General features: G+C 74.3%; 10 protein-coding genes. 7 read left to right on the top strand and 3 right to left on the bottom strand.

The window, feature by feature from the left end; translation table 11 throughout:
* The first annotated feature begins 70 nt into the window (after positions 1-70).
* Both sucB and ABIB16_RS02400 read left to right on the top strand, forming a co-directional pair.
* Positions 71-1,936: a 2-oxoglutarate dehydrogenase, E2 component, dihydrolipoamide succinyltransferase gene (gene sucB / locus ABIB16_RS02405; protein WP_163721314.1), complete on the top strand. Its 1,866-nt coding sequence runs from the start codon at positions 71-73 to the stop codon at positions 1,934-1,936.
* Between the two features lie 18 nt (positions 1,937-1,954).
* Entirely contained in the window at positions 1,955-2,299 is a 345-nt protein-coding gene (locus ABIB16_RS02400) for a hypothetical protein (protein ID WP_010078527.1), read from the top strand.
* 116 nt (positions 2,300-2,415) lie between these two features.
* Here ABIB16_RS02400 and ABIB16_RS02395 read toward each other — a convergent pair whose 3' ends face one another.
* Positions 2,416-4,089: a serine/threonine-protein kinase gene (locus tag ABIB16_RS02395; protein ID WP_049146952.1), complete on the bottom strand. Its 1,674-nt coding sequence runs from the start codon at positions 4,087-4,089 to the stop codon at positions 2,416-2,418.
* A 108-nt stretch (positions 4,090-4,197) separates the two neighbouring features.
* Here ABIB16_RS02395 and lipB point away from each other — a divergent pair, with 108 nt between their 5' ends.
* From lipB to ABIB16_RS02380, 3 genes are read left to right on the top strand one after another with little or no spacing between them, the layout of a single operon-like run.
* Positions 4,198-4,899, top strand: coding sequence for a lipoyl(octanoyl) transferase LipB (gene lipB, locus ABIB16_RS02390; RefSeq protein WP_036314221.1), 702 nt, complete (start codon positions 4,198-4,200; stop codon positions 4,897-4,899).
* Complete coding sequence (gene lipA, locus ABIB16_RS02385) at positions 4,896-5,903, top strand: lipoyl synthase (RefSeq protein WP_002857341.1); 1,008 nt, start codon at positions 4,896-4,898, stop codon at positions 5,901-5,903. The genes lipB and lipA overlap by 4 nt, the downstream gene beginning before the upstream one ends.
* Before the next feature lie 26 nt (positions 5,904-5,929).
* Positions 5,930-6,742 (top strand): DUF4191 domain-containing protein, encoded by an 813-nt coding sequence (locus tag ABIB16_RS02380; protein WP_095694671.1) that lies wholly within the window; start codon positions 5,930-5,932, stop codon positions 6,740-6,742.
* Positions 6,743-6,813: 71 nt separating this feature from the next.
* Here ABIB16_RS02380 and ABIB16_RS02375 read toward each other — a convergent pair whose 3' ends face one another.
* On the bottom strand, positions 6,814-7,314 hold the full coding sequence (locus ABIB16_RS02375) for an RDD family protein (protein ID WP_134416827.1): 501 nt from the start codon (positions 7,312-7,314) through the stop codon (positions 6,814-6,816).
* Positions 7,315-7,439: 125 nt separating this feature from the next.
* Here ABIB16_RS02375 and glnA point away from each other — a divergent pair, with 125 nt between their 5' ends.
* Positions 7,440-8,864, top strand: a complete 1,425-nt coding sequence (gene glnA / locus ABIB16_RS02370) for a type I glutamate--ammonia ligase (protein ID WP_095694673.1) — start codon at positions 7,440-7,442, stop codon at positions 8,862-8,864.
* Positions 8,865-9,017: 153 nt separating this feature from the next.
* Entirely contained in the window at positions 9,018-10,022 is a 1,005-nt protein-coding gene (locus tag ABIB16_RS02365) for an LLM class flavin-dependent oxidoreductase (RefSeq protein WP_036314199.1), read from the top strand.
* 66 nt (positions 10,023-10,088) lie between these two features.
* Here the strand turns inward: ABIB16_RS02365 and ABIB16_RS02360 are convergent, their stop codons facing one another.
* The gene (locus ABIB16_RS02360) at positions 10,089-13,211 is read right to left on the bottom strand and encodes a bifunctional [glutamine synthetase] adenylyltransferase/[glutamine synthetase]-adenylyl-L-tyrosine phosphorylase (protein WP_144825528.1); all 3,123 of its coding nucleotides are present in this window, start codon (positions 13,209-13,211) and stop codon (positions 10,089-10,091) included.
* Between the last annotated feature and the right edge of the window lie 3 nt (positions 13,212-13,214).

Raw genomic sequence — 13,214 nt, 5'->3', positions numbered from 1 at the left:
GCGTCGGGCCCACCTCGCAACCCCGGGTGGGCGCCCCCGGCGCCCACCCCTCATGAGGAGCATCGGAACCATGTCTGAAACCGTGAACCTGCCCGCCCTGGGCGAATCCGTCACCGAGGGCACCGTGACCCGCTGGCTCAAGGCCGTCGGCGACGAGGTCGCCGTCGACGAGCCCCTGGTGGAGGTCTCCACCGACAAGGTCGACACCGAGATCCCGTCCCCCGTGGCCGGCGTGCTCGAGGAGATCCTGGTCGAGGAGGACGACACGGTCGAGGTCGGCGCCCCGCTGGCCACGATCGGCGACGGCTCCGGCGGCGGCTCCGCCGACGCGTCGGAGGACGACGCCGCGGCCGAGGAGCCCGCCGTCGAGGAGGCGCAGCAGGACGACGCCCAGCAGGAGCCCTCAGGCGAGCCGGCCCCGGAGGAGCGCGCCTCCACCGACCAGGGCTCGGACGAGGCCCCGTCGGCCGGCGGCGAGGCCTCCGAGGTCACCCTGCCCGCGCTGGGCGAGTCCGTGACCGAGGGCACCGTGACCCGCTGGCTGAAGTCCGTCGGCGACGAGGTCGAGGTCGACGAGCCGCTGCTCGAGGTCTCCACCGACAAGGTCGACACCGAGATCCCCTCCCCCGTGGCGGGCACCCTCCTGGAGATCCGTGCGGAGGAGGACGACACCGTCGAGGTGGGCGCCGTCCTCGCGCTCGTCGGCTCCGGCTCCGCCGGCGGCGGCTCCGCCCCGTCGGAGGGCTCCTCCGGTCAGGACGAGGCGTCCGCCGAGGAGATCGAGGACAAGGCGACCGAGGCCGAGGCCCCCGAGGAGACCGAGGAGGCCGCCGAGGCCGCCGGCGCCGAGAAGTCGGAGAAGACGCCCGAGGCGTCCCCGTCCGAGGAGGCCTCCCGGCGCGAGTCCGCTGAGCGCGACTCCGCGCAGGCCGAGTCCGCCGAGGCGCCCTCCGCCACCGAGCCCGGCCAGGGCTACGTGACCCCGCTGGTGCGCCGCCTGGCCCACCAGAACAACGTGGACCTGTCCACGGTCCGCGGCACGGGCGTCGGCGGCCGCATCCGCAAGCAGGACGTGCTCGCCGCCGCGCTGGCCTCGCAGGCCGCCGCGGGCGGGTCCGAGGCTCCGGCCGAGCAGGCCTCCGAGGCTGCCGCCCCGTCGTCGGCCCCGGCCGCTGCGTCCGCCCCGGCCGCGAGCTCCTCCGTGGACCCCTCGGTCCGCGGCGAGGTGGAGAAGGCGCCGCGCATCCGCCAGGTCATCGCCCAGCGCATGCGCGAGTCCCTCGACCTGTCCACCCAGCTCACCCAGGTGCACGAGGTGGACGTCACCCGCATCGTGCAGCTGCGCAAGAAGGCCAAGGCCTCCTTCCAGCAGCAGGCCGGCGTGAACCTGACGTACCTGCCGTTCATCACCAAGGCGGTCGCCGAGGCCCTCAAGCAGCACCCCAAGCTGAACGCGTCGTTCTCCGAGGACAACGAGGAGATCACCTACCACGCGTCCGAGGACATCGCGATCGCCGTGGACACGGAGAAGGGGCTGCTGGTTCCCGTCATCAAGGACGCCGGCTCCCTGAACCTGACGGGCCTCGCCCAGAAGATCGCCGACGTGGCCGAGCGCACCCGCACGAACAAGATCTCGCCGGACGAGCTCTCGGGCGGCACGTTCTCGATCACGAACATCGGCTCCGTGGGCGCGCTGTTCGACACGCCGATCATCAACCAGCCGCAGGTCGCGATCCTGGGCACCGGTGCGATCGTGAAGCGCCCCATGGTGGTGACCGACGCGGACGGCAACGACTCGATCGCCATCCGCCACATGATGTACCTGTCCCTGACCTACGACCACCGCCTGGTGGACGGGGCCGACGCGGGCCGCTTCCTGACGACGCTGCGTCAGCGTCTCGAGGGCGGCGAGTTCGCCAACGAGCTGGGTCTCTGACGGAAAGGGAGAAGGACTGTGGATATCCTGCACAGCATCCTGGTGGCCGTGCACATCGTGTCCGCCGCAGCGATCGTGGGCGGTTGGTTCGCGCACTTCCGCAACCCGACCGTCACCACCTCGCAGTGGTGGGGCTCCGTGGGCATGATCGTCTCCGGCGTGGTGCTTTTCGGCCTCGCCATGAGCGGGGAGCCGAACCACATGAAGCTGGGCGTCAAGTTCCTGATCGGCGTCATCGTCTTCGTGGCCGCCCTGATCGGCCGCCGCAAGTCCAACCGCGGGGAGGTCGTGCCCACGGGCCTGGCCCACGCGGTGGGCGGTCTGGGCCTGGTGAACATCCTGGTCGCCGTCCTCTGGCAGTGATCAGCCCAGGCGGCTGACGCCGCACCACGCCGCGGGCCCCGGGGAGCTTCTCCCCGGGGCCCGCGGCGTCCCCCCGTCTGGACCGCCGGCCTCCGGCGCTGGATCCGGGCCCGGGGTCAGCGCGGATCGACGGTCTCGACCCGCCACGTCCGACCCGCCGCGCCGCCGTCCCGCCCCTCGGGGCCCTCTCCGTGGCCGCTGCGCAGGACCAGCACGACCTCCTCGGCCGTCGCCTCCCGATGCGCCGCCACGCGTCCCGCGCGGTCCAGCACGGTGTGGGCCGACGTCCGGAGCACGGCGTCGACACGCAGCGCGTCGTCCCCGGCCCGCCGGGCGGGTCCGGCCTGCTCCACCGTCACCTCGAGGCCGGAGAAGGCGAACCCCTCGTCCGTCAGCCGGCGCAGCAGATCCCGGTCGTTCTCCCACGCCGGTCCCCCGGGCACGGCGTAGGCGTCCAGTCGCGCAGGCTCCGGGTCGATGAGCGCGGCAGTCCGGGCGTGGCCGACCGCGGCCAGCGCCTCGCCCACGTCGACGGCGTCCTCCCCGGCGGCGTCCTCCCCGGGGGCACCCGCGTCCGGCACCCTCGCCGGCGTCCCGCTCTCCGGCGTCCCGTCCGCCGGGCGCGCCGCGTCCACCGAGGTGCCGGCCGGCACCGCGCCCGCCGGCTCCGGCGCCCCCTCCGTCGCGTCGCCCAGGGACGCCGGCCACCACAGCCCGGCGGTGCCGCCGCCGACGGCCAGCGCGGTGGCCAGCCCGGCGGCCACGAGGACGCCCCGGCGTGGCGCCGCCCCCCGTCGGCGCGCGAGCGCGCGCCGTCTCGGAGCCGCGCGTCGTCCCCGGCGTCGCCGCGTGGGCCCGGAGCCCGGCAGCACCGTGGGCAGCAGGTGCGCCACCTCGGCGGGGGCGGCCTCTCCCAGCGGGACCGGCTCGGGCCGGGCCGTCGCGTATACGGCTGCGGCGGCCTCCTCCGCGCTCGGCCGCGCCGCCGGGTCCGGGGAGAGCGCCGCATCGAGCAGCAGCGCGAGCTCGGGGGACGCTTCGGGGACCAGGACGGGCAGCGGCGCCCGATGCCCGGCGGCGCCCGGCGCCCGACCGGTGAGCGCGTACCAGCCCAGGGCGGCCCACGCATGGACGTCACTCGGCGCCCCCACCGCCGGAGACGCCCCCGGTTCCGCCCCGGCCCCCTCCACCGCGGCGAGCGCCTCGGGGGCCGCGAAGCCCGGCGTCGCCCCGGCCCCCGACGCCCCGCCGACCACCCGGGCGACGCCGAGGTCGGCGAGGGCCGGGCTGCCGTCGACGCCGAACAGGACGTTCGCCGGGGACACGTCGCCGTGCACCACCCCCTCGCGGTGCAGGCACGCGAGAGCCTGGGCGATCGGGACGAGCACGGTGACGGCCTGCCCCGGGCTCAGGGGTCCGACCCGCTGCACCATGTCCTGCAGCGTGCCGGCCGCGCGGTGCTCGGTGAGGACCCCGAGGCCCCGGTCCGTCTCCACCACGCCGAGCACGCGCAGCAGATGGGGATGCGCGACCCGTCCGGCCTGCGCCTCCGCCGCCAGCGCATCCGGCGCCGCGCCGGCACGGGGCACCTTCAGGGCGGCCCGGACGCCCCGACCGTCCTCGACGAGCCAGACCTCCGCCTGGGCGCCCGCGCCGAGCAGCCGGACGGGTTCCCAGCCCGGGGCGCGCGGCGCAGCCGTGCCCGGCTCCGACGACCTCTCCGGTTCGGTCTCCGGCCCGCCGCCGACGCGTCCGGCCGCGCCGCCGTCCGCCTCGTCCCAGTCCCGCATCGGTCTCCCCTCTCCGCCGCGCCGTCCGTTCCAGCCCAGGGTGCCGCATGTCCCCGAGCGTCACGGCGGTTGTCCACAGGTCCGGGCCCGAGGACTACAGTGGACGTCATGCCCGAGACACCCCTGCCGCCCCTGCGCGTGCTCGGCCTGGCGCCCGACCTGGTGGACTACCACGCCGCCTGGGACGCCCAGCGCGCCCTGCACGCGGACGTCGTCGCCGGCCGCTCCGACGGCGAATTCCTCCTCCTGGAGCACGAAGCCGTCTACACGGCCGGTCGTCGCACCGAGGACGCCGAGCGCCCCACGGACGGCGCCCCCGTCGTGGACGTGGACCGCGGCGGCAAGATCACATGGCACGGGCCGGGCCAGCTGGTCGGCTACCCCGTGGTCCGGCTGCGCGACCGTGCCCACGTCAAGGACTACGTCTGGTTCCTCGAGGAGCTGCTGATCCGCACCGCCGCCGAGTTCGGCGTCACGGCCGTCCGCGTGGACGGGCGGGCAGGCATCTGGGTCCTCGCGGACCGGGACGACGACGGCACGGCCCGCCCGGACCGCAAGGTCGGCGCCATCGGCCTGTCCATCCACGACGGCGTCTCCATGCACGGCTTCGCGCTGAACTGCTCCAACTCCCTGGCCCCCTACGAGGGGATCATCGCGTGCGGCATCACGGACGCCGCCACCACCACCCTGTCGGTCGAGACGGGCCGGACCATCACGCCGGCCGACGTCGTCCCGGTGCTCACCCGTCATCTGGACGAGCTCGGGCCGGCGTACATCGCCGTCACCCCCACGGAAGGAATCCCCGCATGAGCCTCGCCCCCGAAGGCCGCCGCCTGCTGCGCGTGGAGGCGCGCAACGCCGAGGTGCCCGTCGAGCGCAAGCCCGAGTGGATCAAGGCCAAGGTCCACATGGGCCCCGAGTACATCGGCCTGAAGAACAAGGTCAAGTCCGCCGGCCTGCACACCGTGTGCGAGGAGGCCGGCTGCCCCAACATCTTCGAGTGCTGGGAGGACCGCGAGGCCACGTTCCTCATCGGCGGCGACATCTGCACCCGCCGGTGCGACTTCTGCGACATCACCTCCGGCAAGCCGCGTCCCCTGGACATGGAGGAGCCGCAGAAGGTCGCCGAGAACATCCGCGAGATGGACCTGCGGTACGCCACCGTCACGGGCGTGGCCCGTGACGACCAGAAGGACGGCGCGGCGTGGCTCTACGCGGAGACCATCCGCCGCATCCACGCGCTCAACCCGGGGACCGGCGTCGAGATCCTGCCGCCGGACTTCGGCGCGGTGCCGGAGCTCGTCCAGCAGGTGTTCGACGCGCGGCCCGAGGTGTTCGCGCACAACCTGGAGACGGTGCCGCGCATCTTCAAGCGCATCCGCCCGGCCTTCACATACGAGAAGTCCCTCAAGGTGCTCACGATGGCCAAGGCCGACGGGCTCGTCACCAAGTCCAACCTCATCCTGGGCATGGGCGAGGAGGACCACGAGATCGACCAGGCCCTGGTGGACCTGCACGAGGCCGGCTGCGACATCATCACCATCACGCAGTACGTGCGGCCCTCGAAGCTGCACCACCCCATCGACCGCTGGGTGAAGCCGCAGGAGTTCGTCCAGTGGTCCCAGCGCGCCGAGGAGATCGGCTTCCAGGGCGTCATGGCGGGCCCGCTGGTGCGCTCGTCGTACCGCGCGGGCAAGCTCTACGCGCAGGCCATGCAGCGCCTCGGCCGGACCCTGCCGGAGAACCTGGCGCACCTGGCCGGGGAGAAGACCGCCCGCCAGGAGGCCTCCGCCGTCGTCGCCCAGATGTCCTGAGCCGCCCGACTAGACTGGACCCCGTCATGACGAAGAACAGCCAGCCCCCCGCGTCCTCCTCCGGCTCCACCTCCGCCACGCTCAAGGAGGTCAAGGCCATGCAGCGCGAGCGTCGCCTCCGCGAGAAGGAGCAGGCGAAGGCCCAGCGCCGGGACAAGCGCGCCACGAAGGGCCCGGGCGTGATCTCCCAGCTCAAGCAGGCCTACGCCATGACCAAGGCGCACGACCCCAAGGTCGGACTGTGGATGCTGCTGGCCTTCCTGGGCGCCCTGGTCGTCGGCCTCGTCATCGGCTTCCTCCTGGACAACTGGATCACGTGGCTGCTCATCGCGATCCCGTTCGGTGTGCTCGCCGCCGTCGTCATCCTGAACCGGAAGGCGCGCCGCGCCGGGTTCGCCCAGCTCGAGGGCCGCCCCGGCGCCGCCGGCGCCGCGCTCTCCACGCTGGGCCGCGGCTGGATCGTGTCCGAGCAGCCGGCCGCCGTGAATCCGAAGACCCAGGACCTCGTCTACCGCGCCGTGGGCCGGCCGGGCGTCGTGCTGGTGACGGAGGGCCCCTCCCCCCGCGTCGCCGCGCTGGTGGTCAAGGAGGAGAAGGCCATGCGCCGCTTCCTGCCCGGCGTGCCCGTCACCGTGGTGGAGTCCGGCAACGGCCAGGGCCAGGTCCCGCTGCACGAGCTGCCCGGCACGCTCAAGGGCATGAAGAAGGCCCTCACGGCACAGGAGGTCCAGGCCGTGGACAAGCGCCTGACCGCGCTCAACACCAACCGACTGCCCATCCCCAAGGGCGTCGACCCGAACAAGGTGCGCCCGAGCCGCCGCGCGATGCGCGGCCGCTGAACCGGCCGCAGACGACAGGGGCGCCCCGCCGACGCACGGCGGGGCGCCCCTGTCGTGTGCGGGCGGGACGGTCACATGCGGATCTCGACGGTGTCCGCGAGCTTGTCGTGCATGCCGCGCCCGTCCGGCCCGACGACGACGGCCGGCAGCACGAGGCACAGCAGGGCCGTGCGCAGCAGGATCCGGAGCAGGCCGGCCGGGCGGCCGCCGACGCGGACGACCTGGATGCGGCACACGGCCTTGCCCACCGTGGTGGCCAGCAGGGTGAGACCGATCACGTGCATCGCGGCGAACACGAGGAGGGTGGCGATCGCGTCGGCGTCGAAGGCCAGCCACGAGATGCCCAGGGCGATGAACCAGTCGAGGACGAGGGCGCCCATGCGGCGGGCCGCCGTCGCCATGGAGGCCGGACCGCGCTCCGGCAGGCCGAGCAGGTCCCCCGGCCAGCGGCCGCCGGCGCGCCCCCCGCCGGGACCGTCCACCCAGCCGGCCAGATCGCGGCGCGTGATCAGCGGCTCCGCTCGGCCGGTCGTCTCGGTGCGGTCCTGGGGGTCGGGTGCTCTGCGTGCCACCCCACCAGCGTAGTGCGCGACCACGGCACGCGCGCCGGTCTGGCGGGGCCACGCCGGGCGCGTAGTATAGAGGCGTCCGCCGTCGCAGGCGTCGCCGCCACACACAGGAAGGCCAGGAGCGAACCATGTTCACCTCCCCCCAGGAAGTCCTCACGTACATCAGGGAAGAGGGGGTCGAGTTCGTCGACGTCCGCTTCACCGACCTCCCCGGGCTGCAGCACCACTTCAACGTGCCCGCCTCGAGTGTCGACGAAGACTTCTTCGTCACCGGCCAGCTCTTCGACGGCTCCTCCATCCGGGGCTTCGCCGGCATCGCCGAGTCCGACATGCAGCTCATCCCGGACGTCGCGACGGCCTTCGTGGACCCCTTCCGGGTCCGCAAGACCCTCACGATGAACTTCTCCATCGTGAACCCCCGCACCGGCGAGCCCTACCTGCGCGACCCGCGCGGCGTGGCCCAGCGCGCGGAGGCCTACCTGAGCTCCTCCGGCATCGCCGACACGGCGTTCTTCGCCCCCGAGGCCGAGTTCTTCATCTTCGAGGACGTCCGCTACGAGTCCTCCCCCCGCGGCTCGTTCTACGCCGTGGACTCGGACGAGGCCTGGTGGAACGCCTCCCGCGAGGACGAGGGCGGCAACCTGAGCCACAAGACCGGCCTCAAGGGCGGCTACTTCCCCGTCTCCCCCACGGACAAGCAGGCCGACCTGCGCGACGAGATCTGCGCCGTCCTCGCCGAGGTCGGGCTCACCGTGGAGCGCTCGCACCACGAGGTGGGCGCGCCCGGCCAGGCCGAGATCAACTACCGCTTCAACACGCTGACCCACTCGGCGGACGACCTGCAGAAGTTCAAGTACGTCGTCAAGAACGTCGCCAACATGTTCGGCAAGTCCGCGACCTTCATGCCCAAGCCCGTCTTCGGCGACAACGGCTCCGGCATGCACTGCCACCAGTCCCTGTGGAACGGCGGCGAGCCGCTGTTCTTCGACGAGAAGGGCTACGCGAACCTCTCGGACACCGCCCGCTGGTACATCGGCGGCCTGCTGAAGCACGCCTCCGCGGTCCTGGCCTTCACCAACCCCACGGTGAACTCCTACCGCCGCCTGGTGCCGGGCTTCGAGGCCCCCGTGAACATGGTTTACTCGCAGGGCAACCGCTCGGCGGGCATCCGCATCCCGATCACCGGCTCCAACCCGAAGGCCAAGCGCATCGAGTTCCGCGCCCCGGACGCCTCGGGCAACCCGTACCTCGCGTTCGCCGCGCAGCTGATGGCCGGCCTGGACGGCATCCGCAACCGCATCGAGCCGGCCGAGCCGATCGACAAGGACCTCTACGAGCTGCCGGCGGAGGAGGCCGCCGACATCCAGAAGGCACCCGCCACCCTGGACGAGGCCCTGAACGCCCTCGAGGAGGACCACGAGTTCCTCCTGGCCGGCGACGTGTTCACCGAAGAGCTGATCGAGACCTGGATCGCGTACAAGCGCGAGATGGAGATCGCCCCGCTGGCCCTGCGCCCGAACCCCTACGAGTTCGAGCTGTACTACTCGGTCTGATCCGCCCGCCGCGGCCCCGACGACGGCCGTTCGTCTCCCACGCCGGAGGCGGGCGGCCGTCGTCGTGCCCGGCCGCGGAATAGTCCGGGGCCGGTGGTCGCTGGATCTGTGGAGACCTCCGCCCGGCCGGGCGGCCCGCAGACCAGGAGCACCATGACCGAGCACACCGCCCCCACCCCCCTGCCGCTGTCCCTGCTGGACCTCGCCCTCGTCCGCGACGGCGCCCCGATGGGCGAAGCCTTCGCCGAATCCGTGGAGCAGGCCCGCGTCGCCGAGGCCGCCGGCTTCCGGCGCGTCTGGTACGCGGAGCACCACAACATGCCCTCCATCGCCTCCTCCGCCACGGCCGTACTCATCGCGCACGTGGCCGCCCACACCGACTCGATCCGCCTCGGCTCCGGCGGCGTCATGCTGCCCAACCACTCGCCGCTGGTGATCGCCGAGCAGTTCGGCACCCTGGCCGAGCTGCACCCCGGCCGCATCGACCTGGGCCTGGGTCGCGCCCCCGGCACCGACCAGCGGACGCTGCAGGCGCTGCGCCGAGATCCGTCGGCGGCCGAGCGCTTCCCGCAGGACGTGCTCGAGCTGCAGGGCTACCTCACCGGCCAGAGCCTGATCCCCGGCATCGACGCCTACCCCGGCAAGGGCACCAACGTGCCGCTGTACATCCTCGGCTCCTCGGCGTTCGGCGCCCAGCTGGCCGCGCAGCTCGGCCTGGGCTACGCGTTCGCGAGCCACTTCGCACCGCAGATGCTCGAGCATGCGGCGCGCCTGTACCGGGAGCACTTCGAGCCCTCCGAGGCCCTCGCGGAGCCGCACTTCATCGCGGCGGCCAACGTGATCGCCGCGGACACCGAGGAGGTGGCCGAGCGGGAGTGGCAGGCCGCGCAGCGGGCGCGCATCCGGATGATGCTCGGCCGGGGCCGCACCCTCACCGACGACGAGGTCGAGATGCTGCTGCACTCCCCCGCCGGTCAGCAGGTGCTCGGGATGCTCGAGTGCACGGCCGTGGGCACCGGCCCGACGACGGCGGCGTGGCTGCACGACTTCGCGGCGCGGGTCCAGGCGGACGAGCTGATCATCACGACGGCGGCCCAGGACGCCGGCGTGCGGCGACGCACCCTGGAGCTGCTCGGGGAGCACGTCGTGCGCGCCTGAGCCGGCGCTCGCGACACCGGAGCACGGCCGGCCCGCCACCCCGTCGAGGTGGCGGGCCGGCGTCGTTCAGAGCCCGTAGAACCGGGTCTCGAACACCTGACGGGCCAGGCGGGTCACCCGCAGGTAGCGCTCCTCGAGCTCCCCGCCGGCCGTGCCCACCCCGCTGAGGCGGGCCACGGCCTCGAGGTCGCGCATGTTCGTGGGCAGCACGTCCGAGACCTTGCCCGTCCACAGCAGCAGGGCGGCGCGGATCCGGGTGGCCAGCAGCCACGCCTCCTCCAGCACGGCGACCTCGGCCTCGGGCAGCAGCCCGTGCCGGGCGATCGCCCGCAGGGCCGGCAGCGTGCCGGTGACCCGCAGGTCCTCGACCTCTCCCGCGTGGCGCAGCTGCAGGGACTGCACCAGCCACTCCACGTCCGAGAGCCCGCCGCGGCCGAGCTTGACGTGCCGGGAGGGGTCCGCGCCGCGGGGCAGGCGCTCGGCCTCCACACGGGCCTTGATGCGCCGGATCTCCCGCGCGTCCGCGGTGGTCAGGTCCCCGGCGTAGCGGACCCCGTCGGCCCACCGCCGGAAGTCGGTGGCGAGGTCGTCGTCGCCGGCCAGGGGCCGGGCGCGCAGCAGCGCCTGACGCTCCCACACCTCCGCCCAGCGCCCGTAGTACTCCCGGTACGAGTCCAGGGTGCGCACGAGCGGCCCCTGGCGCCCCTCGGGGCGCAGGTCGGCGTCCACCTCGAGCGGCCGCTCGCCGGGCAGCGGCGGGGTCGCGGGGCGGTGCAGCAGGGACATCAGCGTCCGCACGACCTCCTCGGCCTGCTCGCGCGCCCGCCCCTCGTCGACGCCGGGGCGTGGCCGGTGCACGAACAGGGCGTCGAGGTCCGAGCCGTAGGTGATCTCCCGGCCGCCCTGGCGGCCCATGGCCACCACGAGCACGTCGGTGAGCGGGTCGGCGTCCCCGACGACGGCGCGCGAGGCCACGCGCAGGGCGCCGACGACGGTGATCTGGTCGATGTCCGACAGGGCCCCGGTGACGGCCTCGAGGTCCAGCAGCCCCGAGATGTCCGCCAGGGCCACGCGCAGGGTCTCGCTGCGGCGCACCTGCCGCACGTGGCGGACGGCGGCCGGGGCCTCCTGCGCGGCCACGCGGCGGTCGAGCCGCGCGTCGACCTGGCGCCAGAGCTGTATGGCGCCCCGGGGGTCGAGCTCCCGGTCGTCCCCCACCCAGGCCACGGCCTCGGGCGAGTGCTCGAGCAGGTCCCCCACGAACCGGGAGCCGGACAGGACCAGGCACAGCCGCCGGGCGGCGTCCGAGGAGTCGCGGAGCATCCGCAGATACCAGGCCGTGCCGCCCAGCGACTCGGAGAGCCGGCGGAAGGCGAGCAGGCCGCCGTCGGGGTCGGCGCCCCGCGCGAACCACCCGAGCATGGCCGGCAGCAGCTGCCGCTGGACCGCGGCCCGGCGCGAGACGCCCTGCGTGAGGGCCTCGATGTGCCGCAGGGCGCCCTGCGGGTCGCGGTAGCCCAGCGCCGCCAGGCGGTCGCGGACGGCCTCCGCGGACAGCCGCACGTCCTCGGCGGACAGGGCGGCCGTCGTCGACAGCAGCGGCCGGTAGAACACGGTCTCGTGGAGACCGCGCACGGCGCGGCGCACGCGCGTGAACTCGGCCTGGAGGTCCTCGCCGGTGGCGGGGCCCCGGTCGGCGGCGCCGCGCATCGACCGGGCGACGACGCGGCGGGCCTCCTCCTTGACCGGCATCAGGTGGGTGCGCCGCAGGTGCACGAGCTGGATGCGGTGCTCGAGGGTGCGCAGCCACCGGTAGTGCTCGTCGAACGCCCGCGCGTCTCGCGTGGTGACGTAGGAGGCGGCGTGCAGCGCCCGCACCGCGTCGAGCGTGCCGCGCACCCGCAGCGACTCGTCCGCACGGCCGTGCACGAGCTGGAGCAGCTGGGCCGTGAACTCGACGTCGCGCAGACCGCCGGGCCCGAGCTTGATCTCCCGCTCGCGCTCCGCGGGGGCGAGGGTGTCCAGGACCCGGGCGCGCATGGCCCGGACGGACTCGACGAACCCGTCGCGCGCGGAGGACTCCCACACCCGGGGCCAGATTTCCGCGATGTAGCGCTCGCCGAGCTGTGGCGAGCCCGCGATCGGGCGGGCCTTGAGCAGGGCCTGGAACTCCCAGCCGTGGGCCCAGCGGCGGTAGTACTCGGCGTGGGACTCCACGGTGCGGCTCAGGGCGCCGTCCTTGCCCTCGGGACGCAGGTTGGCGTCGACTTCCCACAGTCCCGGCTCGGGGGCCGCACCCTGGATCACGCGGCCGATGCCCGCGGCCAGCTCGGCCGCGAGCGCGGCGGCGCGCGGCCCGTCCGGGACCTGGGCGTCGGGGTCCGCGCCGTCCGCGGCCTCGCGGACGGCGTGGGCGAACACGACGTCCACGTCCGAGACGTAGTTGAGCTCGCCGGCGCCGCACTTGCCCATGCCGATCACGGCGAGGTCCAGGCGGTCCACCACGGGGCCCTCCCGCTCGGTGAGGACGGCCCGTGAGACGGCGAGCGCCGCGTCCACGGCGGCGCCGGCCAGGTCCGCGAGCCAGCGGCCCACCGAGGGCATGGCCGCCGTGGGCTCGGCGGAGTCGAGGTCGCGCAGGGCGATCGCGGCCAGCTGGCGGCGGTAGGCGCGGCGCAGGGCGACGGCGGCGTCCTTGCCGGTGACGGCCGCGAGGGGGCGGTCGGCGTCCGGGTCGGCGCCCACCGAGTCCAGGAGCAGGCGGCGCAGGGCGGCGGACGCATCACCCCAGGGCTCGCCGGCGGTCGGGTCGGGCTGGGCGAGGGCGGGCGCGGTGGCGGCGGCCGCGTCCGGGTCGAGGACGAGGTCCAGGTGCTCGGGACGGCGGATGAGGAACTCGCCGAGGGCCTCGGAGGCGCCGAGCAGCCGCAGCAGGCGGGCCGTCGTCCCGGGGTCCCGGAGGGCGTGGTGGACGCGGGGCTCGCGCTCGGCCAGGCGCACCCACAGCAGCAGGGCCCGGTCGGGATCGGCGGCGTGGCCGAGGAGCTCGACGAGGGGACGCACGTCCACGCCCTCGAACTCGGGCGAGGTGAGCAGCGTCTGCACGCGGCCGGCGTCGGCGACGCCGGCGTGCGCGAGGGTGCGGCGGTCCGGGGCGTCGGCGGTCGCCGCGTCGGGCAGGGCGGACACGGC

It is taken from the genome of Micrococcus sp. UYEF5, from assembly GCF_040546065.1.
Taxonomy (GTDB): Bacteria; Actinomycetota; Actinomycetes; order Actinomycetales; family Micrococcaceae; genus Micrococcus; species Micrococcus luteus.
This window is presented reverse-complemented; position numbering and strand designations above follow the sequence as displayed.

Bases quoted from the DNA above. Each gene is read 5' to 3' on its own strand.
- sucB (WP_163721314.1), top strand. From the start codon at position 71: ATGTCTGAAACCGTGAACCTGCCCGCCCTGGGCGAATCCGTCACCGAG.
- ABIB16_RS02395 (WP_049146952.1), bottom strand. From the start codon at position 4,089: ATGCGGGACTGGGACGAGGCGGACGGCGGCGCGGCCGGACGCGTCGGC.
- lipB (WP_036314221.1), top strand. From the start codon at position 4,198: ATGCCCGAGACACCCCTGCCGCCCCTGCGCGTGCTCGGCCTGGCGCCC.
- lipA (WP_002857341.1), top strand. From the start codon at position 4,896: ATGAGCCTCGCCCCCGAAGGCCGCCGCCTGCTGCGCGTGGAGGCGCGC.
- ABIB16_RS02380 (WP_095694671.1), top strand. From the start codon at position 5,930: ATGACGAAGAACAGCCAGCCCCCCGCGTCCTCCTCCGGCTCCACCTCC.
- glnA (WP_095694673.1), top strand. From the start codon at position 7,440: ATGTTCACCTCCCCCCAGGAAGTCCTCACGTACATCAGGGAAGAGGGG.
- ABIB16_RS02365 (WP_036314199.1), top strand. From the start codon at position 9,018: ATGACCGAGCACACCGCCCCCACCCCCCTGCCGCTGTCCCTGCTGGAC.